Here is a 20,033-nt window from a genome sequence, read left to right on the forward strand (position 1 = left end):
TGTCTGGCTAAAATAACATAACTATTTCAGTTCCTTTTTGAACAATTGTAGATAATCCCCAAATACTTTCAATGCCGATTCCACAGGTTGTGGAGTGCTCAAATCGACTCCTGCTTCCCTCAATAATTCAATTGGATCCTTTGAACATCCCCCGCAAAGGAAGTGATGAATATAACGTGTGGCAGCCTCCTGTCCGCCCTCCAAAATTAATTTTGCAAATGCTGTTGCAGCCGAATAACCGGTTGCATATTGATAAACATAAAATGATGTGTAAAAATGTGGAATACGCATCCATTCGTGTCGCGTCTCATCATCTATGGTCAGATCCGGTCCGTAATATTGCTCAATGAGCTGTCCGTAGATTTCGTTCAATTCGGTCAGTGTCAACGCCTCATCGTTCCAGATTTTCTCATGAACGATTTTTTCAAATTCGGCAAACAGACATTGACGGAATACGGTTGCACGGAATCCTTCCAGATAATGATTGATCAGATACCTGCGTTCCTTTACATCGGCAGTTGTCATAAGCAGATATTGCATCAGCAGATTCTCGTTACAGGTAGATGCAACTTCCGCGACAAAAATCAGGTAATCACTGTAGGTAATTGGCTGTGTTCGGTTGGAATAATACGAATGAATCGCATGTCCCATCTCATGTGCCAGCGTAAACACGCTGTCCAGCGTGCCGTTGAAATTCAGGAGGACATACGGATGTGTGCCATATGCCGCCCAGGAATATGCGCCGGAGCGCTTATTGGTATTTTCATATACATCAATCCAGCGGTTTTCAAATCCTTCCCGCATGATTTTGACATATTCTTCACCCATCGGTTCCACCGCTTTGAGCACCAATTCCTTCGCTTCTTCAAAGGTATAGCGCTTCTCGCTGTTTTCCACGATTGGCACATAAAGGTCATAGGTATGTAATTCTTCGACATCGAGAATCCGCTTACGTAAAGACACATATTCATGCATCTTCGGCAGATTTCGATGCACGGTTTCAATCAGTTGATCATAGACCGATTCCGGAATGTTTCCATCATCCAGATGCATCGCCCGGGTCGAATGATACCTGCGGCTCTTCGCAAAATATTTTTCCCCGCGCAGATGGCTTGTATATGTCGTGGCAAGTGTATTTCCCCACTGCTTAAACGAACCGTACAGACTCTCATATGCAGCCTTGCGAACACTTCTCTCTGAATTTTCAAGCAACTGACCAAAGGTGCCATGTGTCACGGCAAGCCGGTTGCCTTCCACATCGCGAATGGACGGGAATTTGATATCCGCATTGTTAAACATTTCAAAAATATTCGAAGGTGCGGATTTTAGTTCATTTGCATTTGCCAGCAATGCTTCCTCCGCTGCCGAAAGCACATGTTCCTTTTTCCGAAGCTGTTCGGACAATGCCCTCTCGTAAGCCGCAAGCTTGGGCTCATTTTCCAGAAAGCCTTTCAGTACATCCTCCGGTATTTTCAAAATTTCCGGAGAGGCAAATGCCGTCGCCGATGAAAAAATCATAAGCGCGTTGTCAGCCTTGGCCGCCATCGCCTGATATTTTGCCACAGTCGTATCCTGATGAAACCGCTCATTTGCATAAACCACAAGACGGTTCACATAATAGGTCATCTCATCATACTGTTCAAAATAACGAAGCAGATTTCCGGAATCCTTGCCAAGATTTCCATCCAGATCTTTCATGGCATCCGCCAGAGAAACCAGTTTCCGGTATTCCTCCTCCCAAAGCTCGTCTGTCTCATACATATCCTCGAGACACCATTGAAATTGCTCATCAATTTCACTTCGCTTTTTAATCTCGCCTGCCATAAGTATCTCCTATTTTTTGTTGTCTATTTTTTGATCAGGGTTCCCATACCGCCGGTAAGCTGAGCCCCGTTCTTGTTCAATTTCGTAATCAGCGTACTGCGGATCGCAGACTCTCCGATAAATCCGATGGCCGCTTCAATCTTCGGTGCCATGGTTCCTTCATGGAATTCTCCCGCATCGAGATATTTCTGTGCATCTGCCAGATTCAATGTATCCAGTTCCACCTGATCGTCTGTTCCGTAATTCAGGCAAACTTTATCTACTCCGGTCAGAATGACAAGCATATCTGCATCCAAAAGTTCCGCAAGCTTTCCTGCCGCCAGGTCCTTCTCAATTACCGCACTCGCACCTTTTAAGTGGTTTCCCTGTGACAAAACAGGGATTCCGCCGCCTCCGCATGCAATTACAATCTGGTCTGCGTCGCAAAGTGCACGAATTGCATCGATTTCCACAATATCAATCGGCTTCGGTGCCGCAACGATTCTGCGATAACCACCTTCTACCGGTGTCACATGATTGCCCTTCTGCTCCTCTGCATCAGCTTCTTCCTTGGTAAGCAAACGGCCAATCACTTTGGTCGGATGATAAAATGCCTCATCATACGGATCTACCACAACCTGTGTCAGCACCGTGCTGACCGGCTTATAAATTCCGCGGTTCAACAGTTCCGTACGGATTGCCGACTGCAAATCGTATCCGATATATCCCTGGCTCATCGCTGAGCATACGGCAGTCGGTGTATTGGTATATTCCGGGTAAAGTTTTGCAAATTCGCTCATTGCAGTATGGATCATTCCCACCTGCGGTCCGTTGCTGTGTGTAATCACAACCTGGTAATCATCGCGAATAAAATCCGCGATTGCGGCAGCCGAACGTTTTGCCGCCTCCTGCTGCTCCGGAAGCGTGCTGCCGAGGGCTTCATGCCCGAGAGCGATTACAATTCTTTTTTTCTTCATTCCTTATACCTCCTGTTACTCCAAAAACACTTTTCTGGAGATAAAATTAAAGACAGAAACAATGATACTCGCCAAAATTTTCGCAAACAGATAATAGACCATCATCTGTTCTACAACAATCCACATAATCATCTGATTCAGTCCAAGTCCAATCAATGACAGTGCTATAAAAATTCCCATTTCCGCCCAGCGGTTCATGCCCTCTTTCCCGCGGAAAACAAATCTCATACTCAAAACATAATTCAGCAAGGTCGACAAAATAAACGAAATCGCACTTGAATTAAAATATTCCAGGCTCGTAAATTCGGTCAAGATAATCAAAAGACCATAATCCACCGCAAAGCAGGTAACCCCGACTGCACTGAACCTGGCAATCTGATAAATCAGCCTTTTTATTTTTCTCATATTTTCCTCAATCTTGTTCTCTTCGTACTGTCAAGGTTCTTCCCCCGAGAAATACATATAACTTGACACTTTATTATATCCGATTTCATGCTTTACATCAAGAATCTCCATAAAAGTTATCGCCCAAAAGTCCCATTTTTAGCGTACGGCCCGGAGCGCACAAAAAAAGCTGCGCTATTGCGCAGCTTTTAAGATGTCTGGTTAGTTGATATTTGCAGTGGCGGTACTGCCGAGTGTGACGGTGACCGTCTGTTCTTTGTATTCGCCCTTCTTGTTGGCACGTGAGATTACAATGTCAACCTTCGTGTCGGCAGAATAGTATGCGATGAGTTCCTTGAGTGCTGTCATCGTATAGATTTTCTGGCCATCGAATGCAGTCAGAATATCGCCCTCCTGAAGACCTGCCTTGTCTGCAGCAGAACCGGACATTACTTTGTAGATATAGATACCTTCCGGCATATTATAGGCCTGTGCGACACTTGAAGAAATTGGCTGTCCCTGGATACCAAGGTAGGCACTCTCACTTTCATCAACCTTCTCACGGGTAATCAGCTGCTCGATGATTGGCCATGCATCCTCCATCGGGATGGCAAATCCGAAGCCTTCCACACTGGTGTCGGAATATTTTGCGGAATTGATTCCGATGACTTCTCCGGAAGCATTGATCAATGCACCGCCGGAATTACCAGGGTTGATGGCTGCATCGGTCTGAATCAGATTGTCATTGGTGATGGCAACATCGCTGCCTTCTCCCGCCACGGTGATCTCACGGTCGAGTGCACTGATGACACCGGTGGTAACGGACTGTCCGTAACCAAGGGCATTGCCGATGGCAATGGCGGTCTCTCCGACAGAGAGTTTGGTGGAGTCCCCTACGGAAGCGACTCTGATTGCTTTTAGGGTATCTGCATCAATGTCCGATAAAGCAACCTGCACAACCGCAAGATCTTTTGCTTCATAGGTACCTTTTACGGTTGCGTTGACGCTGGTTCCGTTTACAAATTGTACGGATAAAGTCTTGGCACCGCTGACCACATGGTTGTTGGTTGCAATATATAAATTGTCATCCGACTGGGCAACAATGATACCGGAACCGGCACTCTCACTGTCATAGGACTGAGACTGACCAAACATGCCGGTATAAGTGGTTGTGCTGTAATTGGTGATTGCAACAATGCTTGGCATCACCGCATCCACAACAGAGGATACATCAACTGCTTTCAAATTTGATGTCTTTACTGCTGCTACCGCGCCATCCTTGTAATCGCTGTTGTCTGCGGAAGCATGATTTGCTTTGATTGAATCGCTGTCATTTGTCTCTTCATTTTGTGTCAAAAACGGAAGGTCGAGTAAATGGAATCCTGCATAGCTGACTCCCGTGAAGGTTGCACCGCCAATCATTCCGATGAGCAATGCACCGACAACCGTCTTTGCAATAAAACGCTTCCATCCGCTCTGTGTCTTTTTCTTTGGCTCTGCAAGTACAAAATTCGGTTGTACCTGCTGATATTCCTGCAGGTTGTTATATTCCTGTCGATTCATATCCTGATGATTAAAGTCCATAATATAACCTCCTAATAAAACGCTTGTAATGATCTTACAAGCGTTATCTTAGTCTTCAACTGTGAAGAAATTGTGTTCACAATTTGAAAAAAATATGTTTTTTATAAAATAATACCGTTTTGCTGCAACAGTGCACGCGCTGATTCAACCGAATCCACGCCTGTAGCATTCTTGATTGGCGCAAATTCCTTGCTTCGCTCCACCTCAATCGGCAGGCAGTCGTCCATCAGGTAGACCATGTCTAGAATCAAGGTCTCAAATTTATAGGCATTTGGGGTCTCCGGTTTCACGGAATTGCCGTTCTCGTCGAGATAAGGCACTTTTTTCTCCACAATATGAAGTGGCATCTGACGATCGGAAATGGCAAACAATTTGTCCAGGCGGAACAGATAATTCAGAATCACGCCGAATCCGTACTGCAATGATCCGTTTGGATTCTTTGCCTCTGCCATCTCATCGGTCAGTTCATAATATTCCACGATGGATGGTTTGCCATCCTCGAGACAGATTGCACCAACCTTCTCATGCGGGTCCGCTTTCTGCACACATTTCGCACCGCTGACACGGCCCGATTCAATGACAGCACCTACGAAGACAGGATCTGCGATCTGCTGAAGCACATTGTCTACTGCAAATACATTGAGCCATTCGACGCCCTTTTCTTTTAAATCCGCATCGAGTCCAGCTCTCATCAGAGACGAGAACCATCCTCCGTTTCCGTTTGGACTCATGGCAAGGGAATCTTCACTTTCTACAAGAACATTGCCCTCAAAGTCTACGGCCGGAACCATCTCCTGTACAAAAAATTTCACGAAATCAGAATCATATCCGAAATAATCATGCGCTTCAAAAAATGCTCTCGTATCCGCATCATTTTTGTCTGATGTCATAATATAAAGCGGCACCGGTACACCTGCAGCATCGGTCACCTTCTTCAGGTTTGCAATCAGCTGCTCGAAAATATAGAGTTCTCTGGTGATTCCGACATTGTACATGCCCTTTGCCTTGTCAAACCCAAGACGGGTGCCCTGTCCGCCGGCCAGAAGAATTGCTCCGACTTTGCACTGCCTGATTGCCTCGAGACCAACTGCATAGAAGCGGTCATGATTTGCTTCCACCTCTGCAAGTTCCATCGCACCAAGCGGTGAAAATGTTCCTCTTTGATTCTCTTTGTGATGAATCATGTCCAGATAGGACCAGTTCATCTGTTCCAGCTGATTTGCCAGACGCTCCGGCACTTCCTGCGTCAACACATTCTGCAAATATTTCTGATTGGTTGATGCTACTTTTTCTTTTACAAATTCATTTACCAAACGATTCATTTCCTGTCCTCTTTTTGTCCCGATTGGCTTATTGCGCCGGCTGATCCTTAAAATAGGTGCCGTCCGCGCCAATTGTATTATTGTAACGGCTGATATCCATCGCATCTTCCTCCGACCGGATGCCGCTCATATTGATAATCGCATTATTGGTAGAGGATACGGATGCAGATACATGATATCCTTCCTCTCCAAACAAAAATTCATGTAGTTTCGAAACATTGGTCTCGAGCGTACATGGAACCACCACCGATCCCAGGCCATCCAGTCTCGGAGTTGCCACCGTAAACGGGAATCCTGTGGAGGCGGTAATCTGAAATGCGGATGCATTCTTTGCCAACGACAGTAACTGCTTTAAACTCAGTGAAGTCGCAATATCATCAAATGTGTCATTGCAGATGGAAAGCAATGTTGCCACATCCGCTGTTTTCACCTTATCGAGCATCGCCTGCAGCACAATTCTCTGACGCGACGTGCGCAGGAAATCGTCTCCTGCCGTCTTACGGATACGCGCATAGCAAACAGCCTGCGTGCCGTCGAGATGCATCACTCCGGAGCCTGACAGATGAGAGGTATCCTTACCTGTCACATTGTCGACATCCCGCAGATAAGTGTTGAGCAGGCCGACTTCCTCCGCGGTGACGTTCAGTTCAAGCCCGCCAAGGTCGTCGATGACTTCCACCAAAGCAGCCCAGTCCACGCACAGATAGTCCGTGATATTCAAATCCAGATTGCTGTTTAACATTGCGACAGCCTGCTGCGCTCCGCCATTTGAGAATGCGGAATTGGCTTTTTTGTATTTGCCGTCACCGATATGCAAAACCGTATCGCGGAATACCGATACCAGTTTTACTTCTTTTGTATCATGATTGATGCTTGCAATCATGATGGTATCCGAATTGCCACCGGTATAATTTCCGGCACTGCGGTTATCGAGTCCAAAGAGCGCAATATTCTGATAACCCTTCATTGTCTCCATGGACTCGTCCGCAATATCTTTGTTGATTCCGGCATCCTTTTCGGAAAACTTTTTAAAATTAATTTTGCCAATCAAACTGATGACATAAATACCGATCAATACAACGGCCAGTATCATCACTTCCGTGAAGAATACCGCTATTTTGCGCTTTCTTTTTTTCTGTTTGCGCAGTTGTTGCCTTCTCCGCTCCTCATAGCGCCTGTTCCCCGTTCTATTGTATGTTGCCATATTGCCAAATTCCTTTTACTGACCGAATGTCTTTAATACATCAGCCTTTAATTCTTCTAATTCTTTGTCTGCACTTTCGAGTGCAGTGCCTTTGATTCCGCAATAGAATTTAATCTTTGGTTCTGTTCCGGAAGGTCTTACGCAGCACCATGCGTCATTCTCAAGCTCAAAATATAATACATTGGAAGACGGAAGTCCGGTCTTGGTCACCTCACCGGTCTTCATGTCTTTTCTGGTATCAGCTTTGTAATCGCGCACTGCTGTCACGGCATACGCACCGATTTTTGCAGGTGCATTCTGGCGCGCACTGTCCATGATCTGCTGGATCTGAGCAGCACCGTCGATTCCCTTTAATTCAAGCGTTGCAATACCTTCACGGTAGTATCCGTATTTCTCATACAGTGCAATCATCTCATCCCAGAGTGTCTTACCCTGTGATTTGCAATAAGCTGCTACTTCGCAAAGCATGGTAACTGCCGCAGGTGCATCCTTGTCACGCGCATAGGTTCCCGGCAGACAGCCGTAGCTTTCCTCCATACCGAATACATAATTCTTGCTTCCGGTCTTTTCAAACTCGAGCATCTTCTCACCGATATATTTGAAACCGGTCAATACTTCGATCAATTCCACATTGTATGCTTTTGCAATTGCCTTTGCCATATCTGTCGATACAATGGATTCCACCATTGCAGGATTTTCCGGCAAGGTATGATTCTTTGTCTTTTCGGCAAGAATATATTCTGCGATCAGCATTGCAGACATATTTCCTGTAAATGTTACATACTCTCCGCTCTTGGTATCCTTGCAATAAACGCCGAGACGGTCTGCATCCGGATCGGTTGCCAATACGATATCGGCATCTTCCTTCTTTGCCAGTTCAAGTGCCAGCTTCCATGCATCCGGATTTTCCGGGTTCGGATATGGACAGGTTGGGAAATTGCCGTCTGCGACTGCCTGTGAAGGCTCAATCATAACATTCTCAAATCCAAGATCCTTCAATACTCTCTGAACCGGACGAAGACCGGTGCCATGAAGCGGAGTATATACAATTTTGATATCCTTTGCCATCTCTTTAATGATTTCAGGGTGGATAGAAAGCTTGCGCAATTCACCAAAATATCCTTCTTCAATTTCATCGGAAATCACATTGTATAATCCGGCACGGATTGCCTCTTCCTTATCCATGGTCTTTACCATGTCAAATGAAGTCACCTTTGCCACCTCTGCCATAATATTGCTGTCATGTGGCGGGGTAACCTGTGCGCCGTCTTCCCAATATACTTTATATCCGTTATATTCGCGTGGGTTGTGGCTTGCGGTCAAAACAACTCCGGCGATGGTATGCAGGTTGCGCACTGCATAAGACAATTCCGGTACCGGCGCAAGCTGTGGGAATACATAAGTTTTGATTCCGTTTGCAGCAAGACAAAGTGCGGTTGCCTCTGTGAATTCATCATGCATATTGCGTGAATCATGGGCAATTGCGACACCTCGCTCAATTGCTTCCTTTCCCTGCGAAATAATATAATTTGCCAAACCTTGTGTAGCCTGACGAACGGTGTAGATATTCATGCGGTTGGTTCCCGCACCGATTACACCTCTCAGTCCTGCCGTACCGAATTCAAGCGTGCGGTAAAATCGATCCTCTATCTCTTTCTCGTCATTTGCTATCGATTTCAATTCTGCCTTTGTAGCATCATCGAAATATGGGTCCGTACACCAGATCTCATACTGCTTCTTGTAATCCATGTTTGAATCCTCCTAAATCTAATAAAAAAACCATATGCACTCACATTTTAGCACATATGGTTCTTGTTTACAAAATATAGTTGCAGAAAACTCTAATTCGGGAAATCACTGTATTCGTCCGTCCAGTTGTCCTTCTGGGATGCCGGAATGACGATCAGGGAATCCGGACAGTAACGTCCACGACCGGATACACTCGAAGATTTGGTAATCAAATCTCCGTTATAATACATAACTGCAGAGCTTCCTCCGTCCAATGCGCCCGCCTGAACCGCATTGTAGCGCTCCATGATTGTCGCACATTCACCGACTGTGGCTCCTAGGCTGTATCCCACCTGACGACCGTCGATGATCAGCATCATAAAGGTCTTGTTTGCCTGCTGACCGATGATGGTTCTCGGCTGAATACCGTTTCCACCCGAATCGGAAGTCAGTACATTTTCGCCGTCGATAATCAGCGCCGGGAAAAACTGTACACCCCAGCGATATTGAGAAACCGTATCCTTGGAATAATTCGTCACATAAAGCAGATCATCAAAGTTCATTGCATACAACTTCATGGAATTCGGATGCCCGTATTCCTTTCCGTCAATGATGCACGAACCACGGATAATCGCTCCGCTTCCGTGTCCACCGACATCCTCAAACGGAGAGGCATTAATTGCAATCAATGCACCATAAGAATCACCGAAGTCTTCGATTTCTTCACCGTATGATCCAAAGCTCTTTGAAAGAACATGCTTTACCTGTGCAGGTTCCTTGACAAATGCCATCTTTCCGACATAGCCGTCTCCCTGGACAGCGGTCAAGAAAATGTTGTTGGCACAGTCCACCACAAGGACACGATCACCCTTTGCGGTAAAAATATCAAGCTCACCATCGAGATTATCAATCTTCAGATTCTCATATCCGGATGCAATGCAGGATGGGTTCTGCTCGATATATTCGTTGACTGACGGGCTGTCGAGCTCCCAGTATACATTGGTAAACCATTCTTTTCCGCTGAGATTCTTGTTTGCATCCGTCTCGCCGTTTTTCCAGGTACTTTCCATATTTTCCTGTGCGAGGGTCTGTGCATTGATATTGGCCACGACCTGATTCACCACACTGCGCGGGAAAATCAAGGTTGCCAGCCACTGATGTGAATGCGTTGTCACTGCGGTTTCAATATAAATATTACGCCATTTTACAATAAACGGATTCTGGCTATAGCTGACATACTCTCGTATACCAAATGCAATTACACCGAGAACACCGATTATGGTAAATATTTTTGCAGCCTTTTGTCCGGCTGTCTTTTTCTTCTTTCGTCTATTTGCCATAGCTACCTCATAAAAAACAAACTAGGAGTATTATAGCACCTTTTCGGAAAAATCCTAGTCTTATTTTTCTTAAGAAATTATGAAGACTACTCCATTTCTGTATCATATGTATTGATGGAGATCCGTTCGTCACGGCATTCTTCTCTAAAATTCGCCACAATGCGCTCCTGAATCTGTGCAATCTGCTCCTGTGTTCCCGGATCCACCAAAATGAGCAAAAAGCTCGAAGTGGAATATCGGGTACAAACATCAACGCTTCGGATGGTTTCACGAATGGCATCCTCGAGTCTGACCATTGTCTCCTCCGTCTCCTCACGTGTAAGCTTTTCGTTTTCACGAATTCCGAGCATCACCAGATGAAAACTGTGCTGGAATCTGCGCTTTAAGTTGCTGAAATATTCATAGAGTTTTGCGAACTCACGGAATTCGACATTCATTGCACCATGATAACTGCCAGATTTTTTGAGTGCGGATTTCAATCTTGTCAGATTGCCGCTGTCTTTCTGTTCCTCTTCATCATTGGTCTCTTTATATAAGAAATATCCGTCCTTACCATTTTGCTTTACATGATACAGGGCTTTGTCAGCCTTGCTGTATGCCTCTTTATAAGAAATCGCCGGATTCGTCTCCACCAGACCGATGGAAATGGATGCCGCACGAATTGCAATATCCTCTTCTTTCTTGGTCAGGAATCCGGAGATCATCGCCTCAATCGTCTCGAACATTTTCTCTTTTGTAATATTCTTGATAAAGAGGAGAAATTCATCTCCGCCAAGGCGACATGTCAGTGCGGTACCGGCGCAGTCACTCAGAATTGTTCCAATCAGTTTCAGGACACGATCACCTGCCTCATGACCAATGGTATCATTGATGCGCTTAAGATTGTCGACATCGAGAAATGCCAGGAATCCCGGATCGCGTGACATTGCTTTTTCTATTTCAGATTCGCCGACCGTACGAATATTCAGTCCGGTCAGGCGATCCGTACTCAGCTCGCGCTGTCGTTCATTCAGCGTCAGGACACGATTGATGCGCTCACGCAGCACTTCTGCGACCATCGGCTTTGTAATAAAATCCATTACGCCCAGCTTAAAGCCTTCCACTTCGCTGGTTTTGTCATCATCCGCCGTCAGGATAATTACAGGCAGCTGGTCAAAGCGAACATCTTTTTTGAGTTCTGCCAGAACTTCAAACCCACTCATATCCGGCATATGCAAATCCAAAAGCATCAGCGACGGAAGCGGATGTGTATCGAGGTATTCAAGCGCCTCACGGCCTGACATTGCCACATCCACCCGATAGCGATATTTCAAGATGGCGGTCCCCAATTTGACATTTAAATTGTCGTCATCCACCAATAAAATTACCGTTTCCTTATTCATACACTCTCCCGGCCGATTACAGCCTCTATCTTTCTGCAATAACTATGATAATGCTCCATTACCTCTTCATGATGATCACATACATATGCATAATCACCATCTTTGCATGCGAATTCCAGCAAACGTGCTTCTTCCGACAGCTCATTCAGACCGATTGTCTTAGAAGAGCTCTTGAGCGCATGCACGGTCACACGATAGTCATTCCAGTTTTGCTCGTCCAGATAAGTTTTGAGCAAAACGGCCTTATCATCCGCCAGGTATTCCTGCAAAATCTCAATATATAATTCTGCATTATCCGCAACATAAACCATACCGGTGCGCCAATCGAGAAAATCCATTCTCTGCAACATCGCCATAGGCTCATTGGACTGTGGAAGCAATCCATTCTCCTCCGACTTGCGTGCAAAGAGCACACCTACCGTACCGCTTCCGCAATTGCAGGAAATTGCAGCAGAAGCATCCACAAAAATAATGGATTCGAAATTCACACGGCGCAGAATTTCTTTTTTAATCATATCAAGCATATCCGGCTCCAGTGCCACATGTGTCACAAAAACCCTTCTTGTATCAATATCCCGCGGGTGCTTCAGCAAATGATTCACATATTTGCGCACCACCGGATGCCAGCGTCCAAACATCACTTTTTTTACTGCAATTCGGCCCTGTTTCATATACAAAACCGGACGGAACAGCAGTCGGTATGAGAGATTGCGGACAAATCTGGACAATCGTTTGGCCCGATACATATATTCCAGGTCAAAGAGCAAAAATGCACTGCTGACCTTATCGGTATACGCTTCCAGCTTCTCGATAATTGTATCCGCATCCATCATGCGCTCTGCCAATTCTGCCGCATAAAGTGCAATCAGCCCCAGTGAACTTGACAAATGCTTGGAGTGAAACACTCTGACATTTGAAAATTTTGCAGCTGCTGCAGTCGCATTATCATATCCCACGCTTGCATATCGTCCCATGGCAATATGTATGATTGTCTCTGCCTGATCAACACAGGACGCGAAGAAGGCTTCGTATTCTTCCACCTTTGGGCTTTGCGATTTTGCAAAATTTCCTGCACGGATGTAGGAGACCAGATCTTCTGACCCCACTTCGATTTCATCGCGAAATCTGCCCTGCTCCGTGACAACATAATACGGATTGACGAGAATATGATACTGTTCTGTCAGCTGCCCCGGCAAATCGCATACACTGTCTGTTGTAATCAATACAGGAAGTTTATTCATTTTTGTTACCTCCCGTCAGTTCTTCCACGACTCGTTTGAGGCGCTCTATTTCTACCGGTTTCTCAACAAACTCATCAAATCCCAGCTCAAGCAGCTGCACGCGTGCAGAGCTGGCGGCATTTGCCGTCAATGCCACAATCGGAACCTGCTGATAGAATCCGTTTCTGACACTGCGGATCCGGCGAAGTGTCTCCTCGCCGTCCATTCCCGGCATCATATAATCCAAAAAGATAAAATCAAAATCTTCGAGCTCACAAAGTGCCAGTCCTTCGGATCCGCCCTCTGCAATCTTGACCTGATATCCGACGGTCTCAAGCATGCCACGAACCACTTTCAAATTCAGTCGTTCATCATCGATGACCAGAATCCTCGTATTCCCCGGTGCTGTCGTCTGCTCCTCTTTGACCGGTTCGATTGGCTTCTTTGCCTCAATAACCGCAGGCTTTTGCGGAATGGTCACGCGAATATCCGTACCGTTCCCTACGCGGCTCTTCACATAGATAAAGCCGTTCATGGCACGTGTCAGCTCATGTGCAATCGTAAATCCGATTCCGAGTCCGCTCGTCAGGCGCGCACTGTCTGCATCCTCTTTATAGGCGCCTTCAAACAGGCGATGAATCAGTTCTTTGCTCATTCCCACACCGGTATCACTGACCTCAAAAATCAAATTGATGCCATAATCTTCCCGGCGAGAGAATACACGCAGACGAATGCTGCCGTAGTTTGTAAATTTGTATGCATTATCAATCAGCTGGTGCATGGCCCGGACAATCTTCTCCCCGTCACCGTACAAAAATGTCGGAATTGCCGAATCCACATCCACTGAAACTGCGAGATTCTTGCCATCGCGGTTCGCGTACAATGTATATGCACAGCGGTCCACCAGCTCACGGACATTATACACCTGCTCATTCAATACCATGGTTCCGGTATTTAATTCGGCATAATCCAGGATGCCATTGATTTGAGACTGAATTCTCTGGCCGGACTGATGGATGTCATCAATCTGTCCCATCAATGATTCGTCCAGCTGCCGCTGCAGCAGGATCTCCGTCATTCCGTTGATTGCGGTAATCGGCGTACGCAGTTCATGGGATACATTGGCAAGCAGATTTTTGGTCTGATTGCGTGAAGTCTCGATTTCTTTTTGCATCTTGAGCAGTTCCTGTCTTTTATTTTCATTTGCACGAATAAAGAAATGTGAAATAAAAACGGACAGACCGACGCAGACCACGCCCAGAACCAGGCGCGAGAGAACCAGTTTGGTCATGTTTTCGGACAGATATTGTGTGATAAATATATGATGCAATATCATCAGAGGATACGAGATTGAAATCAGATAAATCAAGCCCATATCTTCCTGTAAGGATAAAACAATCAGAATCAGGCACAACACCAGCGGCATATCCGTGATGGATGCACGATGGCTGCCGTAATACATCAAAAACAGCGTGGCTGTAATCGTATAAAAATAGACGCGCTGTGATGCTGTTCCGATTTGCGTACAATGTGCAACCCAAATCAAAATCAATACCAGCAGGCACAAAATCCGAATCACAATCGGTCGCCCGGCACCTGTCTCCACCCACAACATAACCAGACCGAGAATTGTTAGTACACACAGATAAATCAAATGAAATGAGATTTCAAATTCTTTCCCTTTTTGTTTCATAACTTCATCCTCAAAAAAAGAACCGCCGCAGATTACGGCGATTCTTTATACTCATTGTTTGGGAGATTCGTATATGCTTTTCCATTTTCGGTATAAATGACATAGATTCCGTTTTTGGACAATGCATAAACAGCATCCACATCCCATTCATCGGTAATATAATGTGGAAGAAGCTGCAGCAAAATCTCCGCGCATCCGGAGTTTTCCGACGCCGCATACAGATATGGTATCGCGGCATAATCTTTTCCGTCTGACAAACTCATATAAGAACTACGGGCAGTGCCGTCGCCATATTTATAATAACGGTATTTCTCCAAGTCTGCAACCGCAAAATCTTTCAGTACAACCGTTGCATTCATACCTGAAATTGTTTCATCCGCAATCTTTCCGGTTTTCGCCCCGTTCCGGCCGTAAATGGTACCGGTATAGGAATAGTCTTCCCTGTTCAGATAACGGGTATAGCCCTCATAGGAGCTGACAAAACCGTTGGTATATCCCTCTTCGGTCAGCTTATCGGCAATATAATCGCAGACAAATGCATTTCGCATATAAGACAATTCGACGAACTGATCGATTTCATTGTCTTTCGCGAATTGCATATATTCCTGTGAAACCTTTAAACAAACCTGATTGTTTCCCTTTTTCTCAATTTGAATCTGTTGCGGATCACGCGCAAAATCTGCGATTTTTTGATAAAAATCTGCCAGACTCTGTTCCCTGTACGGATCATAATCCGATGCAATCACATCATCTTCACTTTGAAACAGATTCGTCGATAATGCATATACCGGTCCAAGATAAATCCAGCGCGCATCATATTGTTCTAAGGTCTCAAGGGCCTGATACAATTCTTTTGAAACGGTCAGCGTTTCATTTGGATGCTGATTCAAATCATACAGATTTGCGCTGTCTTTGCCCTGTTCATCCGCATTAAAAATATCATATGCCTCTGTCAGTGCCTCTGTATAGGTTGCGGTAACATTCCTCTTTTCGACGCCTGCGCTCACACCCGAACGCCCGATGTCATATTGTAAGGAAAATTCCGAACTGTAGTTGGTCTCCTGTGATGATTCAATGGTGATTTCCTGCCAACCATCCTGTGTTCCAAAATAGCGTGCGCAGGAATGCGCCAGCAAAATCGTACCAATCAGTAAAAGCACTCCGGCCGCGATTGCACGCGGCCAGAAATATTTCTCTGAAATATTAACTTTTTCAATTTTCGGGCCAAAGCGTTCTTTGACCCGCGTTTTAACATATCTCTTTGACATTTAGAAATGAATTCCTATAAATCCAATCAGATAGAACAAAATAATCAATCCAAGCAAAATGAAGAAGAGCTTCACACCGCGCTTACAAGCTTTGTAATTGCGGATATAATTGTGCTTCTTGAAAAGAATTGCTGCAATAATACCAGGGATGAAAAGCAGGAAACTCAAAACAGTCAGCCATACATTTCCGGTATCATGAAGCGGAGGAAGTTTGATTTCCTCTGCTCTAAGCTCCGTTGCCTTCTCCGCGTTTCCAAACTCATCTTTCTTGTTTGGATCTACGATGGTGATGGACTGAAGCGGTACATTCTTCTCACGGATTGCCTTATATTCTTCGATTTCTTTCTTGTTGCCCCATACCCAGTGATTATGTCCGATATTGACAAATTCAGGCTGATCCTCACTGTAATCATGAATGGATGGATCATAGATATAGAGTTTTTTGTTTTTCTCAAGCTGCGGATCCGGAATCGGGATTGCAGACAAAAGGGAGCGTGTGTACGGATGCAATGGGAAATTAAATAATTCCTCTGACTCTGCAACCTCCACAATATTTCCTTTGTAAATAACACCGATACGGTCTGAGATGAATCTTACTACAGAAAGGTCATGCGCAATGAAAAGGTAGGTTACCTCTTTCTCTTTCTGGAATTTCTTTAACAGGTTCAATACCTGTGCACGGATGGAAACATCCAATGCAGAAATCGGTTCATCCGCAACAACAAGTTCCGGTTCCATAACCATCGCACGGGCAATTCCGATACGCTGGCGCTGTCCGCCGGAGAACTCGTGTGGATAACGGGTCAAATGCTCCGGAAGCAAACCAACCTCCTGAATCATATGCTCTACCTTTGAGACACGCTCTGCCTCATTCTCATAGAGTTTGAAATTGGTCAGACCTTCCGAAATAATATAGTCAACCGTAGCACGCTCATTCAGAGAAGCGGCCGGGTCCTGAAATACCATTTGTACGTTTCGAATCACTTCACGGTCAAGGCTCTTCGGGATTTTGCCGGAAATACGCACACCCTTGTAATCAATCTCTCCTGCTGAAAGAGGATTGACACGGATGACCGCACGACCGATTGTGGTCTTACCGGATCCGGATTCTCCTACCAGCGAGAAAGTCTCGCCTTTGTAAATATCAAAGCTGGCATTCTTGACAGCCTTGACAGCAGACTCGCCTTTGCCGAATGTGATATCAATATTCTTGACCGAGAGTAAAATCTCGCGGCCATTCTCATCTACCGGACCATGCTCCGGAAAGTGCGATGCACTATTATTTGTTTGATTATTAGACACGATTTTTCTCTCCTATTACAGATTATATGTTTTTAACAGCTTCTCATGAATATCCTGGATGATTTCAGGTTTGTCAACCTTTGGTGCATCCGGATGAAGAAGCCATGTTCTGGCGTAATGTGTATCCGTCACCTTAAACATTGGCGGCTCTGCAAGTGTATCCACCTTCAGGCAATATGGGTTACGCGGTGCAAAAGCATCTCCCACAATCGCATTGTAAAGTGATGGCGGTGTACCGGTAATGGAATACAGTTTTGCATTCTTGGTCGCAAGCTGTGGAAGGGATGAAAGCAATGCCCAGGTATATGGGTGCTTTGGATCGTAAAATACTTCCTCAACTGTTCCTACTTCAATTACCTGTCCTGCATATAATACAGCTACACGGTCAGCCACATTCGCAACAACACCGAGATCGTGTGTAATAAATACAGTTGTGAAATTAAATTCTTTCTGCAGATCCTTGATCAACTGAAGAATCTGTGCCTGAATGGTTACATCGAGCGCTGTAGTCGGCTCGTCACAAATCAGAATCTTTGGCTGGCAGGAAAGTGCGATTGCGATAACAATACGCTGTCTCATACCACCGGAATACTGGAACGGATAATCATCAAAACGCTGTTCCGGATTCGGGATTCCAACTTTGCCCATGATTTCAATTGCACGAAGTCTTGCATCATTTTCAGAGCAATGCTGATGCTTCATGATAATGGATGAAATCTGCTTACCGATGGTAAGAATCGGGTTCAAAGAAGTCATCGGATCCTGGAATACGGTTGCGATCTTTGCACCACGCACCTGCATCCAGTCTGTTGCATCATTAAAGCTTGCAAGGTTCAAAATGCAATATCCGTGAAGCAGCATCTTCTGTGATTTCTCATCCGTGCGAAGCGGCTGATCCGGATGAAGAAGCTTTTCATGCTCTGCAACCGTAATTTCATTTAAGAACTTCACACGGAAGGTAACTGCATCAAATACCTGATTGCGCTCTGACTCGTTGTTTAAGTCTACGCCCATCTCCATTGCCTTGCGCAGTGCTTCAAGCAATCCCTTGATGCACTTTCTGCGCTTGCGAAGGCTGAAGCGGCCTGATGAAAGCAGGATTTCTTTTGCGAGCACAAGGTTGCGTTCTTTGGTCTCTTCAGAGACAGCCTGCTTGATGGCCTCATCATATTTTGCTTTGAGCGCTGCCTTCTTTTCATGATACTGTCTCATGAATTCAGGATCCTGCTCAGCAGCATTTTTGCGCTCCTTCTTCAAATCGTCGCGCTTCTTCTCATAAGCTTTGTATTCAGCTTCCATTTCTTTGAGACGTGCAGAAGCTTCTTTGATCTTGTCTTTTTCCTGTTTCGGATCATAGGTCTGCTTTAAGTTAAAGAGGTTGATCCGGTCGTCCTTCATTGCTTTTAAGTTCTTTTTGAATTCTGCCTCTTCCTCATCAGAAAGACCGTTCTTGGCACGCTTTTGCGCATCAAGTTCGAGCATTTCTTTGTAAATATCCGCACCGAATTCAAGATGTGAATACTCATTCAATTTTTCGGCAAATGCAGCTACCAGACGCTTTGCAGAGTCGTCATAAGCAACTACGGTATCTGACAATTCCTCATCGTTGAAGATGATGGATCCCTGGTCAATAAAGCCATTGGTATCGAGCATGCCGGCAAATGTCTTGGTAAATACGGATTTACCTGATCCGGACTCTCCTACGATTGCAATTGTCTCATTTTCATAAATATCGAGCGAAATTCCACGAATCGCTGTAAGAATACGACCACGCACACGGAATTTCACATATAAATCTTTAATCGATAAGATTGTTTTCTTGTTTTCCATTTTGATATGTGTCCTTTTTCTTTCGTTTTACATATGTGTACGAGGGTCGGAAGCATCTCCTAAGTTCTGTCCTGCTACATAAAGTACGACAGTGATGATGGAAGCAACTGCTACCGGGCACCAGAATTCAAACTGCCATCCCGGAGTAAGCATTGCTGACTCAGCCTCAAAAATCAAACGGCCAAGAGAAGCGTCTGACATACCCATTCCGATATATGATAAAAATACTTCGTACGAAATATAAGAAGGGATCTCCGTAGCTACAACAGTCATGATGATAGAAGTCAGGAACGGAAGGATGTTCTTCATTGCAATCTTAAAGGAGGAGGTACCAAGGCATTTAGAAGCAAGGTTATATTCACGGTCTCTGATGATTAAAACCTGGGTACGCATAAAGTATGCAATTGCAAGCCATCCTGTAACGGTCATGGCAAATACCAATGTCCAGAAGCTGGCGGAGAAAATCATTACCATTACGGAAATTACCAAAAGATAAGGCACATTCGCAACGATATTGTAAATCTCAATCATAACCACATCGACTTTCTTGGAGAATCCCCAGATTGCTCCAAAAAGCACGCCGATAGTCATATTAATCAAAGCGCAGACAAATGCCAGTGAAATAGAGATTCTTGATCCATACCAGATAGAATCCCATGTGGACTGTCCTGCACCACCGGTTCCCATGATCCAATGGATACTGAAACCAAAACGTTCGATTGCTTTCGCCGGAGTCAAATGCTTGGTAGAAGCATCAAGCACGTTCATATAGCGATCGTAATCCACAAAAAGCGGATACAGATATGCAAGCAATACAATCACACCCAAGAGGGCAAGAATAAAGATATTGATCTTTTTCTTAAAAAATACACGAAATACCGAATGCCAATAGGAATAACGCGGAGCTGTAATCTTCTCTGATTCCAGATCGTTATGGTCTACCGGAGCAAAAAGCTCCTCCTTTGACATTCCAAACTGATCTAAATTATATTCCAT

15 protein-coding genes are annotated in these 20,033 nt (G+C 45.1%); all 15 read right to left on the reverse strand.

The window, feature by feature from the left end:
* Nucleotides 1-21: 21 nt before the first annotated feature.
* Nucleotides 22-1,824, reverse strand: coding sequence for an oligoendopeptidase F (gene pepF / locus CSX02_RS11600; protein WP_099386786.1), 1,803 nt, complete (start codon nucleotides 1,822-1,824; stop codon nucleotides 22-24).
* 23 nt (nucleotides 1,825-1,847) lie between these two features.
* Entirely contained in the window at nucleotides 1,848-2,780 is a 933-nt protein-coding gene (gene arcC / locus CSX02_RS11605; protein ID WP_031546096.1) for a carbamate kinase, read from the reverse strand.
* Between the two features lie 15 nt (nucleotides 2,781-2,795).
* Nucleotides 2,796-3,185 carry a GtrA family protein gene (locus CSX02_RS11610; RefSeq protein ID WP_031546094.1) on the reverse strand — a complete coding sequence of 130 codons (390 nt, stop codon included), beginning with the start codon at nucleotides 3,183-3,185 and terminating at the stop codon, nucleotides 2,796-2,798.
* Nucleotides 3,186-3,386: 201 nt separating this feature from the next.
* Nucleotides 3,387-4,748: a S1C family serine protease gene (locus tag CSX02_RS11615; RefSeq protein WP_099386787.1), complete on the reverse strand. Its 1,362-nt coding sequence runs from the start codon at nucleotides 4,746-4,748 to the stop codon at nucleotides 3,387-3,389.
* A gap of 101 nt (nucleotides 4,749-4,849) precedes the next feature.
* The gene (locus CSX02_RS11620) at nucleotides 4,850-6,070 is read right to left on the reverse strand and encodes a UTP--glucose-1-phosphate uridylyltransferase (protein WP_099386788.1); all 1,221 of its coding nucleotides are present in this window, start codon (nucleotides 6,068-6,070) and stop codon (nucleotides 4,850-4,852) included.
* 28 nt (nucleotides 6,071-6,098) lie between these two features.
* Nucleotides 6,099-7,274, reverse strand: coding sequence for an LCP family protein (locus CSX02_RS11625; RefSeq protein WP_081826759.1), 1,176 nt, complete (start codon nucleotides 7,272-7,274; stop codon nucleotides 6,099-6,101).
* Nucleotides 7,275-7,289: 15 nt separating this feature from the next.
* A complete protein-coding gene (locus tag CSX02_RS11630; RefSeq protein ID WP_099386789.1) occupies nucleotides 7,290-9,023 on the reverse strand; it encodes a phospho-sugar mutase in 1,734 nt (577 codons plus the stop codon).
* A gap of 92 nt (nucleotides 9,024-9,115) precedes the next feature.
* Entirely contained in the window at nucleotides 9,116-10,342 is a 1,227-nt protein-coding gene (locus CSX02_RS11635) for a phosphodiester glycosidase family protein (protein WP_099386790.1), read from the reverse strand.
* 86 nt (nucleotides 10,343-10,428) lie between these two features.
* A complete protein-coding gene (locus CSX02_RS11640) occupies nucleotides 10,429-11,724 on the reverse strand; it encodes a GGDEF domain-containing response regulator (protein ID WP_099386791.1) in 1,296 nt (431 codons plus the stop codon).
* Nucleotides 11,721-12,965, reverse strand: coding sequence for a DegV family protein (locus tag CSX02_RS11645; protein ID WP_099386792.1), 1,245 nt, complete (start codon nucleotides 12,963-12,965; stop codon nucleotides 11,721-11,723). Before CSX02_RS11645 ends, CSX02_RS11640 begins: the two co-directional genes overlap by 4 nt.
* The gene (locus tag CSX02_RS11650) at nucleotides 12,958-14,637 is read right to left on the reverse strand and encodes a hybrid sensor histidine kinase/response regulator (protein WP_099386793.1); all 1,680 of its coding nucleotides are present in this window, start codon (nucleotides 14,635-14,637) and stop codon (nucleotides 12,958-12,960) included. The genes CSX02_RS11645 and CSX02_RS11650 overlap by 8 nt, the downstream gene beginning before the upstream one ends.
* A gap of 32 nt (nucleotides 14,638-14,669) precedes the next feature.
* Nucleotides 14,670-15,905 carry a hypothetical protein gene (locus CSX02_RS11655; RefSeq protein WP_031546073.1) on the reverse strand — a complete coding sequence of 412 codons (1,236 nt, stop codon included), beginning with the start codon at nucleotides 15,903-15,905 and terminating at the stop codon, nucleotides 14,670-14,672.
* The gene (locus CSX02_RS11660; RefSeq protein WP_099386794.1) at nucleotides 15,906-17,207 is read right to left on the reverse strand and encodes an ATP-binding cassette domain-containing protein; all 1,302 of its coding nucleotides are present in this window, start codon (nucleotides 17,205-17,207) and stop codon (nucleotides 15,906-15,908) included. It abuts the gene before it with no gap.
* 15 nt (nucleotides 17,208-17,222) lie between these two features.
* Entirely contained in the window at nucleotides 17,223-19,037 is a 1,815-nt protein-coding gene (locus CSX02_RS14080; protein ID WP_099386795.1) for an oligopeptide/dipeptide ABC transporter ATP-binding protein, read from the reverse strand.
* A gap of 27 nt (nucleotides 19,038-19,064) precedes the next feature.
* Nucleotides 19,065-20,033, reverse strand: a complete 969-nt coding sequence (locus CSX02_RS11670; protein WP_051638045.1) for an ABC transporter permease — start codon at nucleotides 20,031-20,033, stop codon at nucleotides 19,065-19,067.

Origin of the sequence: Agathobacter ruminis, from assembly GCF_002735305.1 — a bacterium.
GTDB lineage: Bacteria > Bacillota > Clostridia > Lachnospirales > Lachnospiraceae > Roseburia > Roseburia ruminis.

Bases quoted from the DNA above. Each gene is read 5' to 3' on its own strand.
- pepF (WP_099386786.1), bottom strand. From the start codon at position 1,824: ATGGCAGGCGAGATTAAAAAGCGAAGTGAAATTGATGAGCAATTTCAA.
- arcC (WP_031546096.1), bottom strand. From the start codon at position 2,780: ATGAAGAAAAAAAGAATTGTAATCGCTCTCGGGCATGAAGCCCTCGGC.
- CSX02_RS11610 (WP_031546094.1), bottom strand. From the start codon at position 3,185: ATGAGAAAAATAAAAAGGCTGATTTATCAGATTGCCAGGTTCAGTGCA.
- CSX02_RS11615 (WP_099386787.1), bottom strand. From the start codon at position 4,748: ATGGACTTTAATCATCAGGATATGAATCGACAGGAATATAACAACCTG.
- CSX02_RS11620 (WP_099386788.1), bottom strand. From the start codon at position 6,070: ATGAATCGTTTGGTAAATGAATTTGTAAAAGAAAAAGTAGCATCAACC.
- CSX02_RS11625 (WP_081826759.1), bottom strand. From the start codon at position 7,274: ATGGCAACATACAATAGAACGGGGAACAGGCGCTATGAGGAGCGGAGA.
- CSX02_RS11630 (WP_099386789.1), bottom strand. From the start codon at position 9,023: ATGGATTACAAGAAGCAGTATGAGATCTGGTGTACGGACCCATATTTC.
- CSX02_RS11635 (WP_099386790.1), bottom strand. From the start codon at position 10,342: ATGGCAAATAGACGAAAGAAGAAAAAGACAGCCGGACAAAAGGCTGCA.
- CSX02_RS11640 (WP_099386791.1), bottom strand. From the start codon at position 11,724: ATGAATAAGGAAACGGTAATTTTATTGGTGGATGACGACAATTTAAAT.
- CSX02_RS11645 (WP_099386792.1), bottom strand. From the start codon at position 12,965: ATGAATAAACTTCCTGTATTGATTACAACAGACAGTGTATGCGATTTG.
- CSX02_RS11650 (WP_099386793.1), bottom strand. From the start codon at position 14,637: ATGAAACAAAAAGGGAAAGAATTTGAAATCTCATTTCATTTGATTTAT.
- CSX02_RS11655 (WP_031546073.1), bottom strand. From the start codon at position 15,905: ATGTCAAAGAGATATGTTAAAACGCGGGTCAAAGAACGCTTTGGCCCG.
- CSX02_RS14080 (WP_099386795.1), bottom strand. From the start codon at position 19,037: ATGGAAAACAAGAAAACAATCTTATCGATTAAAGATTTATATGTGAAA.
- CSX02_RS11670 (WP_051638045.1), bottom strand. From the start codon at position 20,033: ATGGAATATAATTTAGATCAGTTTGGAATGTCAAAGGAGGAGCTTTTT.